This is a genomic window from Polaromonas sp. P3_B4, from assembly GCF_056402835.1.
Map to the genome: position 1 here is coordinate 3,505,402 of NZ_JBFUGQ010000001.1, position 26,244 is coordinate 3,531,645.

Annotated in this window: 30 protein-coding genes and 1 riboswitch; of the genes, 15 read left to right on the forward strand and 15 right to left on the reverse strand. The window is 61.8% G+C overall.

Annotation, left to right across the window (positions count from 1 at the left end):
• Positions 1 to 11: 11 nt before the first annotated feature.
• The 11 genes from AC1DVV_RS16655 to AC1DVV_RS16705 all read right to left on the reverse strand — a co-directional run bounded on the left by AC1DVV_RS16655 (position 12) and on the right by AC1DVV_RS16705 (position 9,487).
• Complete coding sequence (locus tag AC1DVV_RS16655) at positions 12 to 1,379, reverse strand: sensor histidine kinase (protein ID WP_477701512.1); 1,368 nt, start codon at positions 1,377 to 1,379, stop codon at positions 12 to 14.
• Positions 1,376 to 2,062 (reverse strand): response regulator transcription factor, encoded by a 687-nt coding sequence (locus AC1DVV_RS16660; RefSeq protein WP_457281597.1) that lies wholly within the window; start codon positions 2,060 to 2,062, stop codon positions 1,376 to 1,378. The genes AC1DVV_RS16655 and AC1DVV_RS16660 overlap by 4 nt, the downstream gene beginning before the upstream one ends.
• Positions 2,063 to 2,070: 8 nt before the next feature.
• Positions 2,071 to 3,090 (reverse strand): alpha/beta hydrolase family protein, encoded by a 1,020-nt coding sequence (locus tag AC1DVV_RS16665; protein WP_477707214.1) that lies wholly within the window; start codon positions 3,088 to 3,090, stop codon positions 2,071 to 2,073.
• Positions 3,091 to 3,121: 31 nt separating this feature from the next.
• The gene (locus AC1DVV_RS16670; RefSeq protein ID WP_457281599.1) at positions 3,122 to 3,580 is read right to left on the reverse strand and encodes a DUF4260 domain-containing protein; all 459 of its coding nucleotides are present in this window, start codon (positions 3,578 to 3,580) and stop codon (positions 3,122 to 3,124) included.
• The gene (locus AC1DVV_RS16675) at positions 3,573 to 4,031 is read right to left on the reverse strand and encodes a Spy/CpxP family protein refolding chaperone (protein ID WP_457281600.1); all 459 of its coding nucleotides are present in this window, start codon (positions 4,029 to 4,031) and stop codon (positions 3,573 to 3,575) included. Before AC1DVV_RS16675 ends, AC1DVV_RS16670 begins: the two co-directional genes overlap by 8 nt.
• 207 nt (positions 4,032 to 4,238) lie before the next feature.
• Positions 4,239 to 6,002, reverse strand: a complete 1,764-nt coding sequence (ptsP, locus tag AC1DVV_RS16680) for a phosphoenolpyruvate--protein phosphotransferase (protein ID WP_457281601.1) — start codon at positions 6,000 to 6,002, stop codon at positions 4,239 to 4,241.
• Complete coding sequence (locus tag AC1DVV_RS16685) at positions 5,999 to 6,925, reverse strand: tetratricopeptide repeat protein (protein ID WP_457281602.1); 927 nt, start codon at positions 6,923 to 6,925, stop codon at positions 5,999 to 6,001. Before AC1DVV_RS16685 ends, ptsP begins: the two co-directional genes overlap by 4 nt.
• Before the next feature lie 3 nt (positions 6,926 to 6,928).
• Positions 6,929 to 7,198: an HPr family phosphocarrier protein gene (locus AC1DVV_RS16690; RefSeq protein WP_477689473.1), complete on the reverse strand. Its 270-nt coding sequence runs from the start codon at positions 7,196 to 7,198 to the stop codon at positions 6,929 to 6,931.
• A complete protein-coding gene (locus tag AC1DVV_RS16695) occupies positions 7,167 to 7,610 on the reverse strand; it encodes a PTS sugar transporter subunit IIA (protein WP_457281604.1) in 444 nt (147 codons plus the stop codon). Before AC1DVV_RS16695 ends, AC1DVV_RS16690 begins: the two co-directional genes overlap by 32 nt.
• Positions 7,607 to 8,914, reverse strand: a complete 1,308-nt coding sequence (locus AC1DVV_RS16700) for an MFS transporter (RefSeq protein ID WP_477689472.1) — start codon at positions 8,912 to 8,914, stop codon at positions 7,607 to 7,609. The genes AC1DVV_RS16695 and AC1DVV_RS16700 overlap by 4 nt, the downstream gene beginning before the upstream one ends.
• A gap of 15 nt (positions 8,915 to 8,929) precedes the next feature.
• Positions 8,930 to 9,487, reverse strand: coding sequence for a hypothetical protein (locus tag AC1DVV_RS16705; RefSeq protein WP_477701509.1), 558 nt, complete (start codon positions 9,485 to 9,487; stop codon positions 8,930 to 8,932).
• 3 nt (positions 9,488 to 9,490) lie between these two features.
• On the opposite strand from AC1DVV_RS16705, the gene AC1DVV_RS16710 reads away from it, so the two are divergent.
• The 8 genes from AC1DVV_RS16710 (at position 9,491) to cynS (ending at position 16,603) form a co-directional block, all read left to right on the forward strand.
• Positions 9,491 to 10,303, forward strand: a complete 813-nt coding sequence (locus AC1DVV_RS16710; protein ID WP_477701508.1) for a hypothetical protein — start codon at positions 9,491 to 9,493, stop codon at positions 10,301 to 10,303.
• A gap of 12 nt (positions 10,304 to 10,315) precedes the next feature.
• Positions 10,316 to 11,491: a sensor histidine kinase gene (locus AC1DVV_RS16715; RefSeq protein WP_477701507.1), complete on the forward strand. Its 1,176-nt coding sequence runs from the start codon at positions 10,316 to 10,318 to the stop codon at positions 11,489 to 11,491.
• A complete protein-coding gene (locus AC1DVV_RS16720; protein WP_477667613.1) occupies positions 11,488 to 12,147 on the forward strand; it encodes a response regulator transcription factor in 660 nt (219 codons plus the stop codon). The genes AC1DVV_RS16715 and AC1DVV_RS16720 overlap by 4 nt, the downstream gene beginning before the upstream one ends.
• Positions 12,148 to 12,299: 152 nt before the next feature.
• On the forward strand, positions 12,300 to 12,719 hold the full coding sequence (locus AC1DVV_RS16725; protein ID WP_477667612.1) for a CBS domain-containing protein: 420 nt from the start codon (positions 12,300 to 12,302) through the stop codon (positions 12,717 to 12,719).
• A gap of 322 nt (positions 12,720 to 13,041) precedes the next feature.
• The gene (locus AC1DVV_RS16730; protein ID WP_477701506.1) at positions 13,042 to 14,409 is read left to right on the forward strand and encodes a CmpA/NrtA family ABC transporter substrate-binding protein; all 1,368 of its coding nucleotides are present in this window, start codon (positions 13,042 to 13,044) and stop codon (positions 14,407 to 14,409) included.
• Complete coding sequence (gene ntrB, locus AC1DVV_RS16735) at positions 14,406 to 15,269, forward strand: nitrate ABC transporter permease (protein ID WP_477701505.1); 864 nt, start codon at positions 14,406 to 14,408, stop codon at positions 15,267 to 15,269. The genes AC1DVV_RS16730 and ntrB overlap by 4 nt, the downstream gene beginning before the upstream one ends.
• A gap of 46 nt (positions 15,270 to 15,315) precedes the next feature.
• Complete coding sequence (locus AC1DVV_RS16740; RefSeq protein ID WP_477707215.1) at positions 15,316 to 16,113, forward strand: ABC transporter ATP-binding protein; 798 nt, start codon at positions 15,316 to 15,318, stop codon at positions 16,111 to 16,113.
• Positions 16,114 to 16,159: 46 nt separating this feature from the next.
• Positions 16,160 to 16,603: a cyanase gene (gene cynS, locus AC1DVV_RS16745; protein WP_477648254.1), complete on the forward strand. Its 444-nt coding sequence runs from the start codon at positions 16,160 to 16,162 to the stop codon at positions 16,601 to 16,603.
• Between the two features lie 211 nt (positions 16,604 to 16,814).
• Here the strand turns inward: cynS and AC1DVV_RS16750 are convergent, their stop codons facing one another.
• The 4 genes from AC1DVV_RS16750 to drt5 form a co-directional block, all read right to left on the reverse strand.
• Positions 16,815 to 17,447, reverse strand: coding sequence for a hypothetical protein (locus AC1DVV_RS16750; protein WP_477707216.1), 633 nt, complete (start codon positions 17,445 to 17,447; stop codon positions 16,815 to 16,817).
• Positions 17,448 to 17,512: 65 nt separating this feature from the next.
• Positions 17,513 to 18,013, reverse strand: coding sequence for a CC0125/CC1285 family lipoprotein (locus AC1DVV_RS16755; RefSeq protein ID WP_477702885.1), 501 nt, complete (start codon positions 18,011 to 18,013; stop codon positions 17,513 to 17,515).
• Positions 18,014 to 18,203: 190 nt separating this feature from the next.
• Positions 18,204 to 18,584, reverse strand: a complete 381-nt coding sequence (locus tag AC1DVV_RS16760) for a DUF1801 domain-containing protein (RefSeq protein WP_477702886.1) — start codon at positions 18,582 to 18,584, stop codon at positions 18,204 to 18,206.
• Between the two features lie 23 nt (positions 18,585 to 18,607).
• The gene (gene drt5 / locus AC1DVV_RS16765) at positions 18,608 to 20,092 is read right to left on the reverse strand and encodes an antiviral reverse transcriptase Drt5 (RefSeq protein ID WP_477707217.1); all 1,485 of its coding nucleotides are present in this window, start codon (positions 20,090 to 20,092) and stop codon (positions 18,608 to 18,610) included.
• A gap of 202 nt (positions 20,093 to 20,294) precedes the next feature.
• On the opposite strand from drt5, the gene AC1DVV_RS16770 reads away from it, so the two are divergent.
• The 7 genes from AC1DVV_RS16770 to AC1DVV_RS16800 all read left to right on the forward strand — a co-directional run bounded on the left by AC1DVV_RS16770 (position 20,295) and on the right by AC1DVV_RS16800 (position 26,050).
• Entirely contained in the window at positions 20,295 to 21,527 is a 1,233-nt protein-coding gene (locus AC1DVV_RS16770) for a CaiB/BaiF CoA transferase family protein (protein ID WP_477702072.1), read from the forward strand.
• A 30-nt stretch (positions 21,528 to 21,557) separates the two neighbouring features.
• Positions 21,558 to 22,292 carry an alpha/beta fold hydrolase gene (locus AC1DVV_RS16775; protein WP_477702071.1) on the forward strand — a complete coding sequence of 245 codons (735 nt, stop codon included), beginning with the start codon at positions 21,558 to 21,560 and terminating at the stop codon, positions 22,290 to 22,292.
• Positions 22,289 to 22,771: a thioredoxin domain-containing protein gene (locus AC1DVV_RS16780; RefSeq protein ID WP_477702070.1), complete on the forward strand. Its 483-nt coding sequence runs from the start codon at positions 22,289 to 22,291 to the stop codon at positions 22,769 to 22,771. Before AC1DVV_RS16775 ends, AC1DVV_RS16780 begins: the two co-directional genes overlap by 4 nt.
• A 197-nt stretch (positions 22,772 to 22,968) precedes the next feature.
• The gene (locus AC1DVV_RS16785; protein WP_477702069.1) at positions 22,969 to 23,511 is read left to right on the forward strand and encodes a GrpB family protein; all 543 of its coding nucleotides are present in this window, start codon (positions 22,969 to 22,971) and stop codon (positions 23,509 to 23,511) included.
• A 102-nt stretch (positions 23,512 to 23,613) separates the two neighbouring features.
• A riboswitch (glycine riboswitch) is annotated at positions 23,614 to 23,702 on the forward strand.
• 219 nt (positions 23,703 to 23,921) lie between these two features.
• The gene (locus tag AC1DVV_RS16790; RefSeq protein ID WP_477689454.1) at positions 23,922 to 25,235 is read left to right on the forward strand and encodes a D-amino acid dehydrogenase; all 1,314 of its coding nucleotides are present in this window, start codon (positions 23,922 to 23,924) and stop codon (positions 25,233 to 25,235) included.
• 93 nt (positions 25,236 to 25,328) lie between these two features.
• Positions 25,329 to 25,535 (forward strand): DUF1737 domain-containing protein, encoded by a 207-nt coding sequence (locus AC1DVV_RS16795; protein WP_477689453.1) that lies wholly within the window; start codon positions 25,329 to 25,331, stop codon positions 25,533 to 25,535.
• Positions 25,535 to 26,050: a DinB family protein gene (locus AC1DVV_RS16800; protein ID WP_477689452.1), complete on the forward strand. Its 516-nt coding sequence runs from the start codon at positions 25,535 to 25,537 to the stop codon at positions 26,048 to 26,050. Before AC1DVV_RS16795 ends, AC1DVV_RS16800 begins: the two co-directional genes overlap by 1 nt.
• Positions 26,051 to 26,244 lie beyond the last annotated feature (194 nt).

Below are 26,244 nucleotides of genomic sequence, written 5' to 3' on the forward strand. Positions count from 1 at the left end.
CCCGCAGCCCTTTAAGAACGGGCGCGAGCAGCTCCTGATTCAATAGCAGACCACAGCACGCACACGGCCAGGCCCGGCTCCGCATTGCGCACCTGCAGCTCGGCGCCATGTGCTTCGGCCACCAGCCGGCACAAATACATGCCCAGTCCCACACCGCCCGTTGCGCGCTGGCGCGCGCCGTCGGTCCGGTAAAAGGGCTCGGTCAAATGTGCCAGTTGCGCGGCGTCCACGCCCGGGCCGAAGTCGCGTACTTCCAGCATCACGCCGCCGCCCGCCGGCTGCAGCGACACCTGCGGCGGCCTCCCGGCGCCGCTGCTGTAACGCAGTGCGTTGTCCATCAGGTTGCGCACCAGCAGGCGCACGCGCATGCGGTCCAGCGCCAGCGGTGCCAGGCCTGTCGCCAGGTCCAGCACCATCTCTGATGCCCCCGGCACCTCGGTGGCTGTTTCGCGCACCAGCGCCGCCAGGTCCACCGGTTCGCGCTGCAGCGCGGCGTGCGGGCTGGCCAGGCGCTCGCTTTCGAGCAGGTCGCTGATCAGGTCGCGCATTTCGCCCAGGTCGCGCAGCAGCGCCTCGCGCTCGCGTTCGCCGGCTCCGGTGCCTTCCGGCGTGGTGGGTAGCAGTTCGGCGTTGAGCCTGGCGCGTGTGAGCGGGGAACGGAGCTCATGGCTCAGCGCCAGCAGCAAGGCGCGTTTGGCGTTCAGCATGCCTTCAATATCGTGCGCCATGGTGTTGATGCGCCCGGCCAGGTCGCCGAGTTCGTCGCGGCGGCGCAGGGGAATTGGCGTTGCGAACTCGCCGCGGCCAAAGCGCTCGGCGCCTGCGCGGATGTCGTCCAGCGGGCGCAGCAGGCGCCGCACATAGGCATAGGCGCCCACGAGCAAGCCCAACAGCAGCGCAAGCGTGATCCAGCCAAACACCCCGTGTGGCGCCGTCTGCCAGGGCGCGGTGCCCGGGCCAAAAATCACGCGGTGGCCGTCGGCCGTGGTCCGGCTCAGCCAGTCTTTGGCGCGGGCGTCAAACACCTTGCGGTCGGGCCTGTCGGGATGCGACTGCCAGTTGACCTGCGGCCCTTCGATGCGGATGGAAATCGGCAGCCGCGCGGCCAGCGCCTGGGCACGTCCCACATCGGGTGGTGAACCCAGGTCAGCCACCAGCCGGTCCATGTAGTCGCTGATCAGCGGCTTGGCCGCGTCGCGCCAACCCGTTGAAAACGCCCGCTGCATGCCGCTCATGAACACCGCGCCCATGGCCAGCGCCAGCAGCAGGAACACGGTAATCAGCCGCAGCCGCAGCGAATGCTTCCAGCGGTGGCGCCAGCGCTCGGGGCGTGAGCGCTCGCGGGCCCGGCAGTCCCGGCGCGTTTTCCAGCGCCTCATGGCACACCCACTTTGCCGGCGGCAAGGGCATAGCCCGCGTTGCGCAAGGTCTTGATGCAGTCCAGCGGCTCCAGTTTTTTGCGCAGCCGGCTCACCACGATGTCGACGGCGCGCGTGTACAGCTCGGCCTCATGGCCGCGCAGGCGGTTGAGGATGTCGTCGCGGTTGAACACCTTGCCGGGCTCGGCCGCCAGCAGGGCCAGCAATTCAAACTCGGTGCCCGTCAGCTCGACCTTTTCGCCCAGGCGCAGCACCTCGCGCGTTTCAACGTCGATCACCAGCCCCTGGAACACATGGCGCTGGGTGGCCGCAGCCGGTGCGCTGCGCTGGCGCCGCAAAATGGTCTGCAGGCGCGCCACCAGCTCGCGCGGCTCAAAAGGCTTGGGCAGGTAGTCGTCGGCGCCCAGCTCCAGCCCGACCACGCGGTCCATCACGTCGCCGCGGGCCGTCAGCATCACGATGGGGATGTCGCTTTCCTTGCGGATCTCGCGGCACAGCGCAAAGCCGTCCATCTCGGGCAGCATGACGTCCAGGATGGCTGCGTCATACGCGCCGGCGCGCAGCATGGCCAGGCCTTCGCCGGGGCGCAGCGCGCTTTCGAGCACAAAGTCAAAGCGGGCAAAGTAGGCGGCCAGCGGCGCAGCCAGGTGCTCGTCGTCGTCGATCAGCAGGATATGGGGCATAGGATTGGCTACATTCGCTTCAGAAAACTCGCATCGACCTGGAGTTGCTCCTGAAAAAACATCAATGCATCGCGGTTCACATTGTCATGCACAGCAGCCCGATTGACGCCTTGTGGATCCGTACACAGAGCGGGTGCGACGCCGCGCATCTCCGACGTGCACGGCGCGAGAAACACGAAGTGGTCGGCCACGGGGATCTCCGTGTATCGGGCCAATGAGGGGAGCAGTTCCTTCACTTTGATCGCGTTCTCCCTGGCCGGGAGCACGGAATCGGCGCCGGCCGCGTACAGATTCACCGGCCTCGAGACCTGCGACAGGCTTTCGCGGTCAAAGAAGGCTCCCGGCGGGCTCATGACGAACGCGGCGCGGATGCGGTCGTCAGTCTTCGCGATCAACGGGGGCGACGACAGGGAAACCTTTCCGCCACCGGCACATAGAACACTTGTCGGCAAGGCTTTGCAATAGGCACTGAGCAGCTCGAACTTCGGTTTGGCGCCCATCAGCAAGAGGGCCGAATAGCCGCCTGCCGAAAAACCCGCAACGCCCACCCGCCGGGAATCGATCAGGCCCGCAGAGGCCGGAGCCTGCAACAGGAAATCCAGCAGTGCGGACAGTTGCAGCGCTCTTCCAATCAGCACCCGATCGGTGCCGACCCCGCTGCTGTCGCGAAAATTGTCGCCCGGATGCTCGATTGCGGCCACCACGTAGCCATGACGCGCGAGGAATGTCGCTGTATCGTGGTGACTGAACCGGCCGGCACCATTGCCATGCGAGAGCAGCACCATAGGATGGCGCGCACCTATCGGCGCCGCATCCTTCACGGCAGACACAGCGACAGCCCCCATCCTGGTTGTTTCAGACGTGGGCGCTGCCGGATAGAACACCGCCGCCTGCATCGGTTGCTGCGTGACAGGATCGGGAAGCTGAATCAGACGAAAGCCGGCTCCGCCGGAAGGTTCAGTGGCGTCCACCACGCCGGCGATCGACGCCAAAGCAACGAACATGCTGCAAGTTAGCGATTTCAACATCGGGCTCCTTTGAAGCGGAGAAAGGCGCTATTCACCACGGATCTTTGGGCCCGATGCGCCCCAGATGGGTGTGCCCGAACCCCGCACCGTACTTGAGCCCGTAACCCAGCAGGCGGTCAAAGCCGATATGCGCGCACCAGACCAACCCAGCCGCCACCAGCATGGGTGCAGCGCCCAAAACGCCAGCCGCCAGCAGGCCGACGGCGCCCAGGTAGGAATGCATGGCGTTATAGGCAGCAGCCCCCACACGCGGCCCGGCCAGGTAGGCCAGAAAAGAGAGGTCGGGCACCAGAAATAGCGCCGCAAACCAGCCCCACCCCGCGCCGAACTGGGCGTAGGCCGCCGCAGCGGCGGCCACCACCACCAGCCCTTCGGCACGCAGCAGCAGGCGTACGCCGCCGTTGGCGCTGCCCGGGGCAGCCACCTTGGCGATGCGGCGCACAGCGGTTGCCGCCGTTCGGCCTGCCGGGAAGAACAGTGCCTCAGCCACGGTAACCCCAGCGGCGGCCGCGCTCCATGAAGTCGCGCACTTTTTGCTGTTGCTCAGGTTTGAGGTTGTCAAAGAAGTCCGCCGCTGCGGCGATCACTTCCGGGCTGCCGGACTGAATCGCGGCGGTTTTTTCCTCGATCAGCTTTTTGGCGCCGGCCTGGTCCAGCTTGTTGCCGGCAAAGAGGCCGCGAACGGCTTCCCGTGGCTCACTGCTGCCGCGCAGGGCCGCGCGCTGTGCCTGCAGCTTGTCGGCCAGCACGGCGAGTTTTTGCTTTTGCGCAGCGTCCAGGTCCAGGCGCGAGCCGATTTTTTCGACCATGCGGGCGCGCGCCTCAGGGGAGCCGGCGTCGCCGTGCCAGCCGTGGCCGCCGTGCGAGCACGCACCCAGGCTGCCGACGATGAGCGCCCCGCCGAAAAGGCCGAGCAGGATTTTTTTAACGCGATGTTTCATGAGGAGCCTCAAAGAAGAAGTGAAGGTTCCTCATGGTGCCCGCGGGGGGCCCTGGGCGGTTTGCAGCGCGGTTGCGGCGTGTTTCGCTTTGTTTCAGCCGCCCTGAATGGGCAGATGGGCAAGATTTAGCAACGTTTTCGGGCTCCAGCCCAATCAGGATGTGCGCGAGCAGCTATGTTTTTAATAGCAATAGCAGCCTGACGGCCATCAACCTTGCAGCATCGTCGCCGGCTCTTCGCAGGCCAGCACCTGTTCGGCCCAGGGCTGCAGCTTGGCGGCATCGGCGCGCAGGATTTGCTGCTTCACCGCCAGGATCTGCGACGGGTGCATGGAAAAGCTGCGCAGGCCCATGCCCAGCAACAGCCGCGTCATGGTGACGTCGCCGGCCATCTCGCCGCAAACGCTGACACCCTTGCCCTGCGCGTTGCATTCGTTGATGGTGTCGGCGATCAGGCGCAGCACGGCCGGGTGGCAGGGGTTGTACAGGTGAGACACCGCCTCGTCGGCGCGGTCGATGGCCAGCGTGTACTGGATCAGGTCGTTGGTACCGATGGACAGGAAGTCGAAGTACTTCAGGAAGAGCTTGAGCGTCAGCGCCGCGGCCGGGATTTCGATCATCGCGCCCAGCCGCACCGGCCCGTACGGAACGCCCTTGTTGTCGAGCAACGCGCGCGCCCGGTCGATCAGCGCCATGGTCTGGCGGATTTCACTGCCATGCGCCAGCATGGGCACCAGCAGGTTGACCTTGCCATGGGCGGCCGCACGCAGGATGGCGCGCAGCTGCGTCAAAAACATCGGCGGATCAGCCAGGCTCCAGCGAATCGCGCGCAGGCCCAGCGCCGGGTTGAGGTGGGTGTCCTGCGCCTTGTGGCGATCCAGTTGCTTGTCGGAGCCGATGTCCACGGTGCGGATGGTGACGGGCAGGCCGTGCATGCCTTCAATCGCCTTGCGGTAGGCCTGGTATTGCTCTTCCTCGTCAGGCAGCTTGCCGCTGCGGCCCATAAAAAGGAATTCACTGCGAAACAGCCCGACGCCGACGGCGCCGGCAGCCACCGCGCCCACCGTGTCTTCGGGCATTTCAATATTGGCCAGCAGATCGACTTTCTGCCCGTCGATGGTCAGCGCCGCCGTGTGCTTGAGCCGGTTCAGGCGCTGGCGTTCCAGCTCGCCCTGGCGCTGCTTGAAGCCGTATTCGGCCAGGATGATGGGCGACGGGTCGACGATCAACACCCCGGCCTCGCCGTCGATGATGACCCAGTCGTCCTGCTTGATCAGCTGGCTGGCGCTGCGCGCCCCGACCACCGCCGGGATGTCCATGCTGCGCGCCACGATGGCGGTGTGCGAGGTCTTGCCGCCCACATCGGTGGCAAAGCCGGCAAAGAGGCTCTGCTTGAACTGCAGCATGTCGGCCGGGGAAATGTCATGCGCGATCAGCACCAGCGGCACGTCGGTGGTGTCGTCCAGCAACAGGTCTTGCTGCGACTGCTTGCGGCTGGCGCCGGCCTGGGCCGCGGGCTGTACCGGCGAGGCCACGCCCTTCATGTGGCGCAGGATGCGCTCGACCACCTGTTCCAGGTCGGCCTTGCGCTCGCGCAGGTACTCGTCCTCCATGTCGTCGAACTGGCGCGCAATGATTTCGTACTGCGTGGTCAACGCCCACTCGGCGTTGTAATGGCGGTCGACGATCCAGTGCTTCACGCCGCTGATCAGCTGCTCGTCCTGCAGCAGCATCAGGTGCACGTCGAGCAGCGCGGCCAGCTCGTGCGGCGCGTCTTTGGGCAGGTCTTGCTGCAGGCGCGTGATTTCTTCCATCACCGCATTGCGCGACACCCTGACCCGCGTGATCTCGTCTGCCGTCTTGGCGTCGTCCACGAAATAGTGCGCCACGTCGGCGCGGCTGGAGGCCACCAGCACGGCGCGGCCGATCGCGATCCCGCGAGAAACGGCGAGACCGTGGACGGAAAAAGTCATGCAGCGCTCCCATGGTGTTGCGCAGTGCTTGCATCCAGGACGCATTCGAAGCCCGAGAGTTTCACACCCGGCTTCGCGACCAGCCACGCATCAAGCGCGCGCCGGGCCTGCCCGGCTTCCAGCGCCGCGATGCCTAGCCGCCATGAGCCGTCATCGCGGGCCGGCTCATCATGATTGTGACCACCCTCTGCAAATGGCCGGCCTTCAGAGCAGGCCTTGCACAGGGTGTGGAGCGTCTCCGTCCAGTTTTCCATGACGACACTGTCCGATTTAAAGCGCGCGTACAAGTCATCCAGATCAGCGCTTGTTGCATCTTCAACAACAACTTCGAATGTCGAATAGACAGAGGCCTTGAGCACCTGCAGTTCGTCAAAGACAGCCTTCTCCAGGTCGCCGATTTTTCGGTAACCGTTGGGTGCGCCGTCATGCAGCAGCAAATCGCCGTACCGCCGTCCCGAGGCCGCCAGGGGTACGCTTTCAATCACGGCCCGGGCCGGATCGATACGCCGGGTCCAGATCACTTCGGGCTCACCGTCGACGGCCACCCGAACAGGTGTCGCGCCTATGGGGTAATCGACCGGCCCATCGCCGTCGCCGATGTCGATGCCGTATTGCTTCCAGGCGCTGCGCGCACGGGCCCACTCGCCCAGGGCGGTAGCGGCAATGCCGGCATTCCAGATGGCCCCCTGGCTGGACGGGTCCAGGCGGATGGCCTCCAGGTTCGCTTCCAGGGATTCACGCCATTCGCACCGGTACTTGTGCAGCAGGCCGATGTTGTACCAGGGCGTGGCCCAGTCGGGCCTGAAGCTCAGGGCCTCGCGGTAGCAGGCCAGGGCACGGTCATCCTCGCCTTCGTCGTGAAGCTGGATTCCCCGTTCATTGGCGCGAAACGCCTGGCCCGCCTTTGAAATCCGCTTGGGCATCGGTCATTCCCCTTCGCCGAACTTGTCGGCGATCAAAGCGAGGATGGCCTCCATCGCGGCCTGCTCGTCGTTGCCGTTGGTCTCGACCTCCACGGTGCTGCCCATGCCGGCGGCCAGCATCATCACGCCCATGATGCTTTTGGCGTTGACGCGGCGCTCGCCCTTGCTCATCCAGACCTCGCAGCCAAAGCTGCCGGCGAGTTTGGTGAGCTTGGCGGAGGCGCGGGCATGCAGGCCCAGCTTATTGTTGATGCTCGTGCTGGTCTTTATCATGATTTCGGCGTACCTGATTTTGCGGTGCGGTGATGGCCACCTGCATCACGCCCTGCGTGGCGCCGATCAGCGCGCGCGCTACCAGCGCATCGAGCGACTCGTGACGGTAAGACACGGTGCGCAGCAGCATGGGCAGGTTGATGCCGGTGATGAGTTTGGAATGAACGCCGTCCACCAGCTTTTGCGCCACATTGCAGGGCGTGGCGCCGAACACGTCAACCAGCACCAAGGCATGCGAGGTGCCGAGCTGCGTCAGCATGATGCGCGCCTGGGCCAGGGTTTCTTCGGGCGGCATGTTGGGCTGCACGTCCAGCGCGGAAATACCCGCTGCGTTGTCCGGAAACACATGCAACACGCATTGGCGCAGGGCAGAGGCCAAAGGAGCGTGAGCGATGATGAAAATGCCGTTCATTGCGGTGAATTATCAGCTTTCACACTGAGGAAATACCCATATGAGGCGATACAACAACACAAAAACACGGACATCGCCGCCTGAAAGCTCGCCACCCGTGCCAGGCCCATGGCGGCAAACACGTCGATCAGCAAGCCGATTCCCCACTGCACGGTGAACACGCCGGCAAAAATCATGAGGTTGTAGGCCGAGAGCGCCCGGCCGGCGAGCGAGGCCTTGAACGCCATGCCCACCGCGGGCTGCGCCAGGCCCATGACGCTGCAACCCATGCAAAACAGCGCCCAGCCCAGCCATCCGGTGGAGGTGCCGGCCGCGATATTGACCGCCAGCACCGTGAGGCTGAAGGGCACACCCCAGGTGATCAGGCGGGTAGCGCCCCAGCCGTGCCGCGACAGCCAGGGGTTCACCATGCCCCAGCTCCAGAAGGTCACCAGCATGCAGGCGTTGATATAGAAGAGGCCGGTCGCCGCCTCCAGCGGCGTATAGCCCGCGACCCTGATCATCCAGGGGCCGGCCCACAGGGTCTGCACCGCCACCAGTCCGCCGTAATTGAAGAATGCCAGCGGCGTCATCTTGCGGAAGTAGCGGCTGCGCCAGATCGGCGCGTAGCCGACTTCGGCCGGCACCGCCGGTGCGGCGGCTTCTGGGCCTTCATGCTTTCTGTTGAGCTGCCATGTAGGTACAACCCAGGCGAGCGCGGCCATCGACAGCAAGATCATCGCGGCCAGTATCCAGAAGAGGGGCCGCCAGCCCGTCAAGGGCATCAGCCACTGCACCGGCAGGGTAGACGCCAGCATGCCGAGCGAACCAGTCATCAGCATCCACGAATTGGCGCGCAGCACCGTGGCCGGCTCATACCAGCGGCGGTAACCCGTGAGCGGTGCCATCAGGCAGGCGCTGACGCCCATGCCCACCAGCACACGCGACGCCAGCAACCAGGCAAAGCTGGTGCTCAACGAAAAGGCCAGGCAGCCCAGCACCGACAGCGCCAGAAAGCACAGGATCACGCGCTTGGGGCCATGGCGGTCCAGCCAGGTGCCCAGCGGCAGCTGGGTGGCGGCAAAGCCCAGGAAATAACCGCCTGCCAGCAGGCCGAGGTCGCGCGCATGCAGCGAAAACTCCTGCGTGAGCACAGGCGCCAGCGTGGCGGTGATGGCCCGCACCAGCGCCGAGCAGAAATACGCGGCGGCAAAAGCCAGGAAAACAATGGCGCCGGTTTTCGCATCCAACCGGCCCGGGTGGGAACTGGCAGCCGGCGCAGCGGTATTCGGGGAGGTCGGCAAGGAAGCTTCTGCGCTGGTCATGAAAGGCAAGCCACTTTATTCAAACTTGAGGCTGGAGAAAAATGTCTCGGCCACCTCGGGCGCAACGCGCGGCGAATACATCACCACCTGGAACACCTGCGAGCCTTGCACAAAGTAGGCGGCCTGCCCGCTCACAGGTTTGCCGTCGGGGCCCTGCCCCTCAGCCTTGACCAGCGAGGCCGGTGGCAAGGCGGCAGCGCCGGGTAACTTGAGTGGCGACACCTGCGGCACAGGCCCGGCTTTCATGTTGGCCAGCGTGAGGCTTTGCCACTGTGCGAGCACGGGCGCCGCTTTTGACGCGTCACCGAGGTCGGCCACTGCCACAGCAAAAGTGGCGCCGCCGGCATCACAACCCAGCATGCGCAAGGTAGTTGCCGGGCCACCCAGTGGAACCACTTTTTCGGCTTTGTCGGGCTTGCAGGGCAAAAGCAGCGCCAGGCGCGTGCCCTCGGGCCGCACTTCGCGCCAGTTCAGCGTGGGGCTACAGGCTACGAGCAAAACCAGCACTGTCAGGAAAAAGGCGGCGACCGGCCGCAGCGAGAGGCGCGCAGCGCCCCCGGAAATCGTAAGCATGCCTTGGACTTTACAGGGATTCAAGAAAACAACCCGTTTTGGGGCAAACCCCTCCGGCCAGCCCGCTTCGGCACCGATTTTTGGGTTGATGCAACCCCGGCCAATGCACCAAGCTGGGCACGATGTTTGCTCATGGCGGGCATGTACACAAAACCAGTATTGAAAGAATTCAGGCGTTGCCATGCCATGATGCGGTCCGACCATCACAACCGTTCCATGACGATGTATTTCAAAACACACCGATTACTGGCTGCGCTGCTGCTGTGTGCCGCAAGCCCTGTCTGGGCTTTAGAGCTGCAGAACCAAAACTTTAGCGACGATGAAATTTTCTCGGCTGTCGTCAACAGGTTTAAGAAGCCGCTTCAACACCGGTTCAACCCTGCCGCTACGGGTGAGCGAAAACCTTTGCTGGTACTGGGCCCGGCGCTCAAATTCGGCAAAAAAATGCAGTCCCAATCATTTACCCACCTGACGCAGCAAGAGCTGGTTGAGCAGCAACAGGCGGTTTTTATATTGGTAGAGAAGGCGCGCCCGAATCCTGAGCGGACCGAACTCTATGTGGACTACGACATACCGAGCAATGCGTCTTTCGGCGTGCTGAAGGTTTATCCCAAAGATGGTGTGCTGGTCGTTGAAAGTCTTGACAGCTTCCGGTCATCCTCAGGCGCAAGGGCCACTTACGGCAAGCTGTACAAGGGCGTGGCTTGCCAGGACAACACGGAAATGGCTTACCGCTGGAACTACTACGAGCGCAACGCCTCAGGCGGGCGTTGCCCTGACAAGATGTTTACCGAATTTACGGACTACGGCGGTTAACCGAACTACGCCATGCCCGCACCCGCCCACCTTCCCGGCGCCAACCAGCCTGTCTGGCGCGACAAGCTGTCACAGCTGCTCGAGTCCACCGGTGAGGGCATCTTCGGCATCGACATGGACGGCCGCTGCACATTCATCAACCGTGCCGGCGCCGAGCAACTGGGCTATGCCCCCGCCGACGTGCTGGGCCACAACATGCACGAGCTGGCCCACCACTCGCATGCCGGCGGCGCGCACTACCCCGAGCACCTGTGTCCCATCTTCAACGCCTTTCGCAAGGCGCTGCCCTGCCGCATCGACACGGAGCTGTTCTGGCGCAAGGACGGCAGCGCGTTTGCGGTCGAATACTCATCGCACCCCATCGTCGAAGGCGGCGTGGTGCAGGGCGCAGTGGTCACCTTTGTCGACATCTCGGCGCGCCGCCAGGCCGAAGACGCGCTGCGCCAGGCGCATGCGGTGCTCGAGCAACGCGTCAGCGAACGCACCCAGGCGCTGTCTGAGGCCCTGCAGCACCTGCGCGAACTCACCGCCTACACCCACACTGTGCGCGAGGAAGAACGCACGCGCATCGCGCGCGAGGTACATGACGAGCTGGGCAGCCTGCTGGTGGCGCTGAAGATGGACGTGGGCTGGCTCGACAAACGCCTGGGCGAACAGCAGCAGCGTGAACCCGGCGACGCGCAGGCCATGCGTGACACCATGCGCAGCAAATGCCAGAACATGGGGCGGCTGATTGAAAGCGCGGTCGACAACGTGGGCCGCATCATCACCGACCTGCGCCCCAGCATCCTGGACCACCAGGGCCTGTGGGCCGCACTCGACTGGCAGGCGCATGAGTTTGTGCAGTCGGCCGAGCTGGCCCTGGACTGGCAGATGGACGTTGCAAACGCCGCGCCCCTGCCCGAGCCCTCGGCGATTGCCATCTTTCGCATCTTCCAGGAAATGCTCAGCAACGTGGGCCGCCATGCAGCCGCCAGTCGTGTAGCTATCACCATACGGGCCACGGCCAAAGACATCAGCATCGCCGTGCAGGACAACGGCCGCGGCGCCGAAGCCGCCGCCTTTGAAGCGGCCAATGCTTATGGCGTGATGGGCATGCGGGAGCGCGCGCGCCACCTGGGCGGCAGCCTGGAGATCACCAGCCAGGTCGGCCACGGCTCCCTCTTTAACCTTCGGATCCAGTTATGAGCACCCTCAAAATCCTGATCGGCGACGACCACCGCATCGTGCGTGAAGGCCTGAAGCAGGTGCTGGCCGACGCGCCCGAAATTGAAGTGGTAGCCGAAGCAGAGACCGGCCCCGACATACTGCAGCGCGTCGACGCGTTGGGTGGAGACAAAGGCCTGAGCGCTGTGCTGCTGGACATTGCCTTGCCCGAGCGCGATGGCCTGGATGTGCTGCAGGCGCTCAAGAAAAACTGGCCTCGCCTGCCTGTGCTGATGCTCAGCACCTACCCTGAGAAGCAGTACGCCGTGCGCTGTATCAAGCTGGGGGCGGCGGGCTACCTGAATAAAAGCGCCAATCCCGATGACATGATTGCCGCGGTGCGCAAGGTGGCGGCCGGTGGCCTGTACGTTTCAGCCGCCACGGCCGAAGCGCTGGCCAGCGCCGTCGGCGGCAGCGGGGGACGCAGCGGCGCCGAAGCCCTGTCGCACCGTGAACACCAGGTGTTCCGCCTGCTCACGGCCGGCAAGTCCGTGGGCGAGATCGGCACGCAACTGGGCCTTGCGTCCAACACCGTGAGCACCTACCGCTTGCGCATCCTGGAAAAAACCGGCGCCAAAAACGACGTGGAACTGGCCCTGTATGCCGAGCGCCATGGCAGGGCGCCCGCCGACAGCTGACCGCAACACGTCAAACGGCCTTGTCCTACGGCCGCTCGGGTGCCCATGACCGGAAAAAACACGCACGCTCAGGGCATGCTGGCTGCAGACGGCGATGTCGTTCCGATACCGCCCAGCCCGGACCCACGCTCACCCATCCAAGGAGTATTTTTATGACGACCGTCACCGACGTGATGACCCGCAACGTGCGAACCATGGCCCCCGGCAATACCGTGGCCGACGCCGCGAAAGCCATGCGCGAGCTCGATGTGGGCGTGATCCCTGTGTGCGAGGGCGACAAGCTGCTCGGCATGGTGACCGACCGCGACATCGTGCTGCGCGCCGTCGCTGAGGGCCTGAACGGCGGCACGCCGCTGTCTACCGTGATGAGCACCGACATACATACCGCACGTGAAACTGACGACCTCGACACGGTCCTTGCAGACATGGCGTCCCGCCAGATTCGCCGTCTCCCGGTGCTGGACGGCTCGCAACGCCTGGCCGGCATCATTTCCATCGGCGATATCGCGGTCAAGGGCCAGGACGAAGAGGATGTGGGCCAGTCACTGGCCGACATCTCGTCTCCGGCCTGAGCCAGCAGAGGTAGAGGCAGGGCCCGCGCCCTGCGCGAATTTGGTGCGTGACAAAACCGGTGCGCCACCGTGAGCCCGGCGCAACGCTGCTGAAGGTGAAAGAAACCAGCTGACGTATCTGCCTGCGCGCAGGCCCGCGCAGCCAAAACCAGCATGGCGGCACCGTTGTTGCTGTTTGCGGGCCGGTTTTTGTAGTGGACGCCCTACACCCTGTCATGGCATCCACAGCGAAATGCGGCAACTGCCGCGCTTTCGCCCCAATTGGCCAAAATTGGCCCGCCGCTTGCAAGACAGCCGCATCTTCCAAAGAAAGGTGCGCGCCATGTCTGACCTCTTTTCTCCCTACGACGCCGACCAGCCCCTGATGCTCAAGTGCAGCTGCGGCAGGGACCACAGCGCGGCCGATCACCATGCCGCCGATGCGTCTGCCGCCAGCCCGCAAGCGCTCTCGCACAGCTTTATGGAAGCCAGCCTGGTGAAGGCACTGTTCCCGGTTGACAGCGTGCGCCGCAACTTCCTGCGCGCGGTGGGCGCCAACACGGCGCGCGCGGCGATTGCCTCGGTGCTACCGCTCGGCGCGCTGGAGGCCATGGCGCAAGACCGCGTGCCCCTGGAAAAGAAGGATCTGAAGATCGGCTTCATCGCCATCACCTGCGCCAGCCCGCTCATCATGGCCGACCCGCTGGGCTTTTACAAAAAAGAAGGCCTGAACGTCCAGCTCAACAAAACCGCCGGCTGGGCGCTGATACGCGACAAGATGATCAACAAAGAGCATGACGCGTCGCACTTCCTGTCACCCATGCCGCTGGCAATGACCATGGGCCTCGGTTCCAACCAGGTCAACATGAATGTGGCCAGCATCCAGAACACCAATGGCCAGGCCATCACGCTGCATGTGAAGCACAAGAACAACCGCGACCCGAAGAACTGGAAAGGCTTCAAGTTCGCGATTCCGTTCGAGTACAGCATGCACAACTTTTTGCTGCGCTACTACCTCGCAGAGAACGGCCTGAACCCCGACACCGATGTACAACTGCGCGTAGTGCCGCCGCCCGAGATGGTGGCCAACCTGCGCGCCGGCAATATCGACGGCTTCCTGGGCCCTGATCCTTTCAACCAGCGCGCGGTGTACGACGAGGTCGGTTTCATCCACATCCTCTCCAAGGAAATCTGGGACGGCCACCCTTGCTGCGCCTTTGGCGTCAGCGACGAGTTCATCCAGAAGAACCCCAACACCTTTGCCGCGCTCTACCGCGCCGTGCTGGGCGCCTCCTTCATGGCCAGCCAGCCGAAAGACCGCGACCTGATCGCCAAGGTGATCGCGCCTACGCAATACCTCAACCAGCCCGAGGCCGTGCTGCAGCAGGTGTTGACAGGCAAGTTCGCCGATGGCCTGGGCAATATCCGCAACGTGCCGGACCGCGCCAACTTTGACCCGGTGCCGTGGCAGAGCATGGCGGTGTGGATGCTCACGCAGATGAAGCGCTGGGGTTATGTGAAGGGCGAGGTTAACTACAAACAGATCGCTGAGAAAGTTTTCATGCTGACGGATGCCAAAAAGCAGATGGCACTGGCGGGATTCAAGCCGCCTGAAGGCGCTTACAAGAAGTTCAAGGTGATGGGGAAGGAGTTTGATCCGGCCAAGCCTGACGAGTACGTAAAAAGCTTCAGCATCAACAAGCTTTCATGAAATCCCTGAACCTCAAGGCAGGTCTGGTCTCGCTGCTTATCTTTTTCGCCTTTCTGGGCATCTGGTACGTAGCCACGCTGCCATCGGCCGGTACATCGGCGGCCAGCACCGCGGGCCTGAGCGCCGAGCAGATCGAATACCAGAAGATGATGGGCAAGGACCCGGGCAGTACCAAGACCACCGGCTTCCCCACGCTGGGCCAGATGGGCACAGCCATCTGGAAGCAGGTGTCCAACCCGCTGTATGACAACGGCCCCAACGACAAGGGCATCCTGATCCAGCTCGGCCATTCGCTGGCGCGCGTGGGCCTGGGCTTCTTGCTGGCGTGTGCGGTCGCCGTGCCGCTGGGTTTTGTGATCGGCATGTCGCCACTTCTGCGCCGGGCATTTGACCCTTTCATCCAGGTACTCAAACCCATCTCGCCGCTGGCGTGGATGCCGCTGGCGCTCTACACCATCAAGGACTCATCGATCTCGGGCATCTTTGTGATCTTTATCTGCTCGGTGTGGCCCATGCTGATCAACACTGCTTTCGGCGTGGCTTCAGTCAAACGCGAATGGCTCAACGTGGCCAGCACGCTCGAAGTCGGACCCCTGCGCAAGGCCTTTCAGGTGATTTTGCCGGCGGCGGCGCCCACCATCCTGACCGGCATGCGCATCTCCATGGGCATTGCCTGGCTGGTGATTGTGGCGGCCGAGATGCTGGTGGGCGGCACGGGAATCGGCTACTTCGTGTGGAACGAGTGGAACAACCTCTCACTCACCAACGTGATCTTCGCCATCCTGGTCATCGGCATCGTCGGCATGCTGCTGGACCTGGCTTTTGCTCAACTGCAGAAGGTCGTCACTTATGTGGAGTGAGCCTACTGCGCGCGCCCCTGTCGCCACGCCAATGAAAGAACACAACATGCAGCAGGGATTCCTCAAGATCGAAGGCCTGAGCAAGGCCTTTACGCCCGCCCGGCCGGTATTTGCCGATGTGTCTTTTAGCATCAGCAAGGGTGAGTTCGTCTGCATCATCGGCCACTCGGGCTGCGGCAAGACCACCATCCTCAATGTGCTGGCCGGGCTGGACATCGCCACCGCCGGCCACATCTTCATGGAAAACCGCGAGATCGGCGGCCCCAGCCTGGAGCGCGGCGTGGTGTTCCAAAGCCATGCACTCATGCCCTGGCTCACCGTGCGCAAGAACATCGCGTTTGCGGTGGTGTCACGCTGGGCCGATTGGACTTCGGCGCAAGTCAATGCGCATGTGGAGAAATTCGTCGCCATGGTGGGACTGACACCCGCCATCGACAAAAAACCGTCGCAGCTCTCAGGCGGCATGAAGCAACGCGTGGGCATCGCACGCGCCTTTGCCATCCAGCCCAAGATGCTGCTGCTGGACGAGCCCTTCGGCGCACTCGATGCCCTGACGCGCGGCACCATCCAGGACGAACTCATGGCCATCGTGCGCGAGACGCAACAAACCGTTTTCATGATCACCCACGACGTGGACGAAGCCATCCTGCTGGCAGATCGGATCTTGCTGATGAGCAACGGTGCCGACAACGAGGGCGTCTACGCGCCGGGCCGCATCGCCGAAGAAGTCATCAACCCGCTGCCCCGCGAGCGTACCCGCGCCGGCCTGCACCACCTGCCCGGCTACTACGAGCTGCGCAACCACATCGTCGACTTTCTCGTTACACGCGCCAAGGCGCATTGACTATTCCCGCTTTTCACTTCACCCATCTCTCATACAGGAGCAAACCATGAACCGCAACGACATCACCGAAAAAATCATTACCGTCAAAGTCAGCAAAGGCATCACTTGGGAATCCGTCGCCAAGAAGGTAGGCCTCAGCAAGGAATGGGTTACCGCCGGCTGCCTGGGCCAGATGACCTTTGACGCCAAACAAGCCAAAGTGATTGGCAAGATTTTTGGCCTGACAGCCGAAGAACAGAAATGGCTGCAAGTCGTGCCCTACAAGGGCTCACTGCCCACCCCCGTGCCCACCGACCCACTCATCTACCGCTGGTATGAAATCGTCAGCGTCTACGGAACCACCATCAAGGAACTGATCCACGAAGAGTTCGGCGACGGCATCATGAGCGCGATTGACTTCAGCATGGACATCGTGCGGCAGCCGGATCCCAAGGGTGATCGGGTCAATGTGGTGTTGTCGGGGAAGTTCTTGCCGTACAAGACATATTGAAGCTGCGGATTGGCCCAACAGCCCGACGTCGAGCAACCGACCTAGTAGCCAAAGGGGTCATGTCCCATGAGGCCAGTTCACAGCCCGGATTACTGTTTGCAATATGGCAGACCTGACCTTCGCCAGTCATTCTGTCGGCGCTGGAAGTTTCGCATCGGCGCGTGAATTGAAGACTTCAGCCAGACTTTCTCCAATACGACGGGCAGAAAAATCAGGGCTCGGCGCACTGTGCGTACTTGGGATTGCACCGCGGGGGCTTGGGCGGCTCCTTTTCCTTGGGTGGCTCCTTTTGCTTGGGCGGCTCCTTTTGCTTGGGCGGCTCCTTCGTATCGGTTTCCTTTTTCGTCGACCTGACTGCATCGACCTCCGCCTTTGTCACGATTTCCTTTTTGATGATGCCAGCTGGTTTCTTTTCGAAATAAACAGACTCCATTTGGATTTTTTCCCCTGTTCTGCCCGGATAAACCCGTGGCTTCAGGTCCTCGCGTATGGCAGACGTCTTGCCGGTGCCTGCGCCGCCAACATGAACAATGACATCCTTGGGCTTGAACACCGCATCGGGGTGCGAAGGCAGGTCGTAGTAGTCCACATGGACGATGACGCCACTGCCATCCGGTTTTCCTCTCAAAACCCTTGCCGCATGTTCCTGCGCGACCTGACGTGCTCGTTCGCGCAATTTCGCTTCGCCATAAATGTCGGTGAATCTACCCACCACTTCCAGCGCGTCGTCAGGCCCAGGGGTCTGTGACAGGGCGGGCGAATCCGTCAAAAAGAGCAAGGTAAAAAAGCTGATTAAAAGCTTCCGTCGGTTCCTCATCCCGTTCTCCTCATTGATCGGCTGCATGAATAGTTAGAAAAGTGCAATCTGCTAGCAAGTCCGCTGAGGGATGATGCCTGTCGTAGCACCATTCACTTGCTGCCGGGCGTCACGTCATATTTCTGCGCCAACGAGTTATAGACAAATTGCGCGTCATAGACGAGGCCATTGATTTCAGGCTTTCCGTTGAAGCACATGATCGTATTAGTAGTGCTCGGCTTCGTAATAAGAAACGACTGCCCCCCGGTAGTAGTGGTCGTGGCGCGACCGTAAGCAGTATTGCCGTAGACACTAGCGCTTCCGGTGGTGGTTGACTGTATCGGCGTTGTATACGTTCCAAAGTCGGAACGCGACCTGCCGTCAACAATTACAAAGTGCGTGAACCCGTGCTTGAGTGTCAAATCGGCGCTGCGTAGCAGCGCCATTTCTTCAGCTCGATCAGCGTTCGTGTATCCATTGCCCTTGAACGACACGCGAAAGACATTTTTATCTAACTGTGTCTCATTGAATCCGCCAGAAAGACCCTGCGGTTGGTAGGCTGTAGCGCAAGCGGCCAATAACAAAACTACAGATACGACGATAAGAGTTCGCATTTCCAACCTCCGTAAACAACCGACGTTGACAGATGGGCAGTTCTATCTCAGCGTATTCCCGCAAATTCCACCGTACATGTTCGGAAATTCTAGGCTTCCGTGGGGTTCAGACCATCCCCCAATCAGAGGAGTGTGTCGCTTTTTCTGGCCTCGCAAGCTGCTCGCTTACCCACCCCTGTTTGAGGCATCACTACAGCTTCGTCGGATCGCCGAGCGTCTTGTTGAGCCGCACCGCCTCTTTGGCGAGGCGGCGCGACAAGGCGACATTAACCTCATCACCCTCGTGAAACTCTCTCGTCGCCATTTCGTACTTGCCGCCGGGTTTTAGCAGCGGATCCATCTCGCGAAGACGCTGCCCTCGCCAGAAACCGAACAGCACACGGTTTTCTTCAGCACGGATCAGCAGGACAGGACCGTTCGACAAATAGACCAGGTGGCCCCACTTGATAACTTCGTCCAGTGCGGCGCTATCCAGGACGGCGGCCCGTAATTGCTCAACCGTGGCACGTTGCCAGCTCGACAGGGCGGCGACATAGACGTCAGGACTTGAAGCGGGAATGGTCTTCTTCATCACTCGAAGATGCCTGACGTTTGCTATAACTTCTTCACGCATGAAGCCATGAGGTAGTTCAAAGGAGAAGCCTTTGAAAAGTAGTCCAGCAGGTAGTTTCGCTCCGCTGCCTTCAAAGTTCTCGTACCCATCGCTGACGCCCAAGATAGCCAGTCAGATTGGCCAGTCTTCAGATACTCACTGCGAAGCTCTTTCAAACCGAAGCCCTGCTCAGGAATTTCGAGGATCTTTGCTCGAGCAATTTTGAAGTCGGACGTTCGCTCATAAAGCTTCATCAAAACCTCGCCATAAGCTCCGTGCCCAAGTAGGTGGTCTTCCACAATTGCGGCCAGCCAAAAGAGCTGGTACTCCACGAAGAACGTCTCAGTGTTCGCATAGTCCAAAAGAACCTGAGCCAGTGCATTCTTGTCTGTGACCGTTGCACAAGCTGAATGAATATGTTTGATAAGGTTGGGGAACCTACGCAACAGTAACGGTAACTGCTCGAGGATGCTGTCGCTGTGCAGTCGAAGGAAGCTGAGGATCAAGTCCGCATCCGATTCTTCGATGGCCTCATCCTTCAGTAACAACAGCAAGGCATTGACTTGCTCCGCATCCAAGTTTCCTTGAACCTCTGTCTCCACCTCCACGAACTGAACATCCGACACGGCATAAACGGCCGTTCTCTCCTTGACAATTTCGATCAGCGAGGTGTGAAGTGCGGAGAGAGTTTCTTGAACGTTACCGACCTTGTTGTCGTAGTAGGTTTTCGAGGGATTCACATTGAGAGCGAACTGACCCAAAAGCTGCTGAATTCTGACGAAGTCTTGGCGAAGCACAGAAGAGTCGTTGTCGAAAAGAGTGAAGTCATCCATAAAGCGCACGAACACAGCTGACTTGAGCAATCCGGAAAGATCGACGAACTTCAGGAACTCATTACCTATCATCTTGCATGGGTAGATGCCATGCGGCAGGAAATCAACACTGCGACCGGAGTTGATCTCTCGGAAGAACTTTCCTAATGCATTATTGTCAACCTCGGACACGCCATTCTTCGAAGCAAACCAGTGCGAAATGTCGTGGTGATAAACGCTATTGAAATAGGACGCGATATCAAACTGAATATTGTGTTTGTATTGCTTCGTGCATTCAGTCAGACACTCTTTGTATTCTTTATAGGCCACGTGAACAGGGACGTGAGCGCCATCCTTGAATCGATATCCGAAGCTCCGGCGCGTTGCGCTCACCTCAGGCCTGAATATCGCGCGATTTCGAAACGCGATGTCGTAGATAAAGTATTCGGCTACGGGGTCGAGTTTGACCGTCCTCCGAAGATGTCCTTTTGGCTTGGTGGCATAAACTTTCTGTTGAGACAGAAAATTGTCTCCGGGGGTTTTATCGTTCAGGACGCGTTGATAGATGTAGTCTGAGACTTCTTGCCCATGCGTATCGATGACGATCAAATTCGTCTTAAGCGGAAATAGTGTCGAAGCAAAGTCCGACTTGAAGAATTCGCGTGTTGACGTCATGCGCGTGCCGCTCCAAGCTCGTTTTCTGATTTACCGGAAAGTCTAGGTTGTCACTTAGGCCGCGCAACCGCTCAATCAAAGAAGTGTGTCGACTTTTAATGCCGCTAGGCTACTCGCTTACCCGGACTTCCATCAATTTGCTAGTAACTACAAGGATCCAGCCTTTCAGCCGACATCTCGAAGCTAAAGGCAAAATGCCCCCATGAACTCCCTATCCGGCATCCGCATCCTCGACCTCTCCCGTGTACTCGCAGGCCCCTGGTGTACCCAGACGCTCGCTGACCTGGGCGCGGATGTCATCAAGATTGAACGCCCCGGCACGGGTGATGACACACGGACCTGGGGCCCGCCGTTTTTGAAAGATGCGCAGGGGGCCGACACCGAAGCGGCTTATTACCTGGGCACAAATCGCAACAAGCGCTCGGTGACCTGCGACATCGCGCAGCCTGCGGGCCAGGCGCTGGTGCGTGAGCTGGCGGCTCATTGCGATGTGTTTGTGGAGAACTTCAAGGTAGGCGACATGGCGCGCTATGGGCTGGACTATGCGTCGCTGAGGGCCATTAACCCGCGCCTCGTGTATTGCTCGGTCACGGGCTTTGGGCAGAACGGGCCTTATGCCGACCGTGCGGGGTATGACTATGCGATCCAGGGCATGGGCGGGTTGATGAGTGTGACCGGCGAGCGCGACGATCTGGGGGGTGGGCCTCAAAAAGTGGGTGTGGCGGTGGCGGATTTGATGACGGGGATGTATGCGACGGTGGCGATACTGGCCGCACTACGCCATGCCGAGAAAACCGGCGAGGGCCAGCAGGTGGATATGGCGCTGCTGGATACGCAAGTGGCGATGCTGGCCAACCTGGGCGCAAACTATCTGGTCAGCGGCAAGGCGCCGGGCCGGGCGGGCAATGCGCACCAGAACATCGTGCCTTACCAGGTGTTTGAAGTGGCCCCGGCCGCGGATGGCAGCAAAGATCACTTGATCCTCGCGGTGGGCAATGACTCGCAGTATGCGAAGTTCTGCGCGGTGGCCAACATTCCGGAGCTGGCGACCAACCCGCTTTTTGCCACCAACCGCAACCGCGTGCAGAACCGGGGCCAGCTGGTGCCGATTCTGGAAGCGGTGATGAAAACGCGCAGCAAAGCCGACTGGCTGGGTGCGCTGGAGGCGGCAAAAGTGCCGTGCGGTGCCATCAACAGCCTGGCAGAGGTGTTTGCTGACCCGCAGATCGAGGCGCGCAAGATGGTGACGGAGTGGAAGCACCCGGTGAAGGATGATTTGAAGCTGGTCTCCAGCCCCATCCGCATGAGCGCCACGCCGGTGCGCACCGACTTGCCGCCGCCGTTGCTGGGCCAGCATACGGATGAAGTGCTGCGCGAGGTACTGAACTATTCAGACGCCCAGCTATCTGAACTGAAGAGTGGCAAAACCATTTGATGCAGCAACCTTCCACAAAGAGGTGACTCGATGAAACACAATTTTGTTCTGGTGCACGGCGCGTGGCACGGCGGCTGGTGCTGGCGGCGGGTGGCGCAGGCGCTGCAGCTGGACCACCACAAGGTCTTCACGCCGACACTGACGGGCCTGGGCGAGCGCGCGCATTTGCTCTCACCCACGATCAACCTCGACACGCACATCAACGACGTGATCAACCTGATCGAGGCGGAAGAGTTGCATGAGGTGACGCTCGCGGTGCATTCCTATGCCGGCATGATCGGCACGGCCGTCACTGACCGCATGCCCGACCGCATCAAGCACCTGGTGTATGTGGATGCGGTGGTGCCCAAGCCCGGCGAGAGCTGGAGCAGCACGCAGGCCAGCGCCACACAGCAGCAGCGCATGGCGGCGGCGCAAGCTTCACCCAGCTTCAGCTTTCCGGCGCCCGACCCGGAGGTGTTCGGCCTGCACGATGCTGACCGTGAATGGGTGAAGCGCCGGCAGACACCGCACCCCGGCAACACCTACCAGGCACCGCTGCAGTTTGACATGCAGCGCGTAGCCGCCGTGCCGCGGACTTTTGTCAGCTGCACGCAGCCCGCCCTGGCCACCATCGAACCCAGCCGGCTGCGCGTGAAGGACGCAAAGTTCTGGGACGGTGCATGGCTGCCGAATTCGCGCGTGGTGGAAATCAAGACCGGCCATGACCCGATGATCAGCGAACCGGCTGCGCTGACGAAGATTTTGCTGGAAAGCGCTGAATGAGCCCGGTGGGCCGCCGCCAGTTCACTGCCGTGCTGGCAGCCGGGCTGACCGTGCCCCAATTTGCGCTGGCCAAAGACACGGCCTTGCCTGTGCCGGCCTCTTTGCCGGCTGCCGCTGGAATCGCCGCCCTTAAAAATGAGCCGCTGGTGCTGCTGGTCAGCCTGCCCGGCTGCCCATTCTGCGAGCTGGTACGGCGCAACTACCTGCTGCCAGGGCAACGAGACGGCAGCCTGCACGCCTGGCAGCTCAACATCAGCGACCGCACGACACCGCTGACCGGCTTTGACGGCCAGGTGACGACAGCCGCCGCGCAAGTCGCGGCATGGAAAGCCGGTTTCACCCCCACGGTGCTGTTTCTGGGCCCGGCCGGGCAAGACCTGGCGGAACGGCTGGTTGGCCTGGCGTCTGTCGACTTTTATGGCGCCTACCTGGAAGAGCGGCTGACGCAGGCGCGCAAAGCTGTGCTGGCGCTCAGGTAAATGAAATGCAGACCGCCCCATTCGCAGCCGTGGGGATTTCTGGTTGCTATTGTTTTGATAGCTGCTCGCGCAATCACTGATTGGGCAAATGGCCTTTTTCATGCTTAAAACCGCCCCAAAAATAGCCCCGCAAAGGATTCTGGCGTGTCGCACAGCGTTTTTTGCCCCTGCACAACAACCTGCCAGCCGTCACGCGCATGACTGACCAGGAATCGCTGCTTGCCGCTATCCACGAGGAAGTGGTCTTGCAGGCCTACAACCCAGCCTGGCCCCAGCAGTTTGTGGCTGAGCGGGACCGCCTGCTTGCGCTCTCCCCTCAGCTGCCGGCCCGCCTGATCGACATCCAGCACATCGGCAGCACAGCCGTGCCCGGCCTGGCGGCCAAACCGGTGATCGACATGCTGGCCGGTGTGGAATCCATGGCGGCGGCCGAGGCGCTTCTGGCGCCGCTGTGCGCCAACGGTTACACGACCTCCGCTGAATTCAATGCCTCGCTGACCGACCGTAAATGGCTGATGCGCTGGACAGAAGGGCGGCGCACGCATCATCTGCACCTGGTGGTTCACGGCGGCGAGGTGTGGGCGCAGCGCCTGCGTTTTCGCGACGCCCTGCGTTCGGACCCGGCGCTGGCGGCGCGCTATGCCGCGCTCAAGGCGGAACTGGCGGCCAGGCACCCGGGTGACCGCGAGGCCTATACCGATGCCAAAGCCGCGTTTGTGCAGGCGGCCAGCGAAGGCTGAGCCTCCCTGCTTCCTACTATTAAGCCGCTGAATCAACCCGCTAGACCTGTACTGAACGCCGCATTCACGCTTGGCAAAACAGGCTTCGGTGGTAAATTCAAACCCGTTCAAGCAGGAGAGCGCTGCCCCAAAGGCAGCCACCGAAGGCGCAAACTTCCATAATCGCTCAGGTCCCGTACTGCCCGGAACACACAGCCGTCTGGAGAGACGCCGCACGCAAGGTGCAGCGCACCGAAGGAGCAAAGCCGAAGCCCCAAGCAACGGCTGAATCTCTCAGGTAACAAGGACAGTGGAAGCGGCCGCAAGCATGTGATGGCTTGGCGGTTGCCACGATTCTTCCGATTCAACAGCAACCCCTGGCACGGCGCTTGCGCTACTGCAATGTTCTGCTTGAATGAAAAGGAATCGCCATGAAAGTCATGGTTTTGGGTGCGGGTGTCACGGGGATCACCACGGCCTGGTATTTGGCGCAACGCGGCCATGAAGTCACGGTGGTGGAGCGCCGCAACGCGGCCGCGATGGAAACCAGCTTTGCCAACGGCGGGCAAATATCGGTGAGCCACGCGGAGCCCTGGGCCAACCCGGGCGCGCCGCTGAAAGTGCTGCAATGGCTGGCGCGTGAAGACGCACCGCTGCTCTTCAGGCTGCGCGCCGATGTGAACCAGTGGCTGTGGGGGCTGGAGTTTTTGCGCAACTGCACGCCCGCGCGCACGGCACAAAACATCAAGCAGATCGTGAACCTGGGCATGTACAGCCGCGGCGCGCTGCAAAAGCTGCGCGCCGAGCTGGGCCTGCTGTACAACGCGCAGACCAAAGGCATCCTGCACTTCTACACCAGCCAGGCAGAGTACGACGCGGCGCAGGAACCCGCGCGCATCATGCGCGAGCACGGCTGCGAACTCGACATGAAGACGGCCGACGAATGTGTGGCGATTGAGCCCGCGCTGGCACAATGCCGCGGCAGCATCGTGGGCGGCAGCATGACGCCCAGCGATGAATCGGGTGACGCCCGCGCGTTTACCGCTGCGCTGGCCACGCGCTGCGAGCAAGCCGGTGTGAAATTTTTGTACAACACCACGGTGCTGGGCCTGGATGCCGCAGAGGGGCAGCTGAACGGCGTGCAGGTGGCGATGGGCAGCGGCGAGGCCGGTGGCAAGGTCGAGATGCTGAAAGCCGATGCGTACGTGATGTGCCTGGGCGCCTTCAGCGCGCAGTGGGCCAAAGTGCTGGGGCAAAGCCTGCGTATCTATCCGGCCAAGGGTTACTCGGTCACGCTGCCCGTGATCAACGAGGCGGCGTCGTACCAGGTGAGCCTGACGGATGACGAGTACAAGCTGGTGTTCTCGCGCTTTGGCAACCGCTTGCGCATTGCCGGCACGGCCGAGCTTAATGGCTACAACACCGAGCTGAACCTGGTGCGCTGCAACGCCATCGTGCGCCGTGTAAAACAACTCTTTCCCGACATGACGGACGGCGAAGGCGCGCAGTTCTGGACAGGCCTGCGGCCGGCCACGCCGAGCAACGTGCCTTACATCGGCAAAAGCAAGGCCTCCAATGTCTTCCTCAACACGGGCCACGGCACGCTGGGCTGGACGCATGCCTGCGGCTCGGGCGCGGCGATTGCGGACATCGTGAGCGGGCGCGTGCCGGAAGTCGACTTTGCGTTTACGGGGATGGCGGCGCCGGGGCGTGTGATGGCATTGCCGGGAATGGTGAAGGCCTGAGCAAGGCCTGAAAGGCGGGTCTGAAGCACGGGGTTCTGCAGCAGGTGGGCGGAAACGGTAATATCGCCCTCCGTTCATCAGCTGCTTGCCGCCATGACATCACCCGCCACTACGCCCCCCGACGGTCTTCCCACCTACAGGCTCCTTACCGGCCCTGACGACGCGAGCTTTTGCCGCCGGGTGAGTGAGGTGCTGGCGCTGGGTTACGAGCTTTACGGCTCGCCGGCGGCGACCTTCAATGGCGAGAACGTCATCGTGGCGCAGGCGGTGCTGTGGCCTTCGCTGCGCAAGGCCGGCTGATGAGCCCAGCCCAGCCCCTGAACCCCGCAACGCTTCAAGCCATGGCGGATTTCCCGCACCAGCTGGAGCAGTTTTACGACGCAATTCCTGAAAGCCACAAGGCTTGGACGCCGCCGTCGTGGGAAGGCATTCCGAGCGAACACTTCACGGCCATTGCGCAGGTCTGCCACATCAGGGACATCGAGACCGACGGCTATCACGTGCGGTTTCAGCGCACCTTGTCGGAAACCAGCCCCGTGCTGGAATCACTGGACGGCTATGTACTGGAAAAGGAACGCAACTACGCGGCCGCTGATGCGCAAGAGGCCATCGCGGCGTTTCGCGCGGCGCGCACCCGGACGATGGCCATGCTGTCGGGCATCACGCCCGGGCAACTGGGCCGCACGGCGGAATTCGAAGGTTACGGTGCCCTGACGCTGCGCAGCCTGGTGCATTACCTGTGCAGCCACGACCAGCAGCACCTGGCTGGGCTGCAATGGCTGCTCGGGAAAATCGACGCCTCCCTCGCCGCTTGAGGCGTCCGCCGCCCTGCCGCATAGCACACGCGCCTTGGGCGCGGTATTCGCCGCCTCCCAGGCGCTTAGAGGTTGCCAGGGCCGTCTTTTCAATGAAAAAACAACAACCTCTGAAGCAGATACGCTGATTTATGTCACGAAGGTATTCATTCGAATGTAACAAAAAGTTCGTTTTGAGGCGCCGTCATGCACAC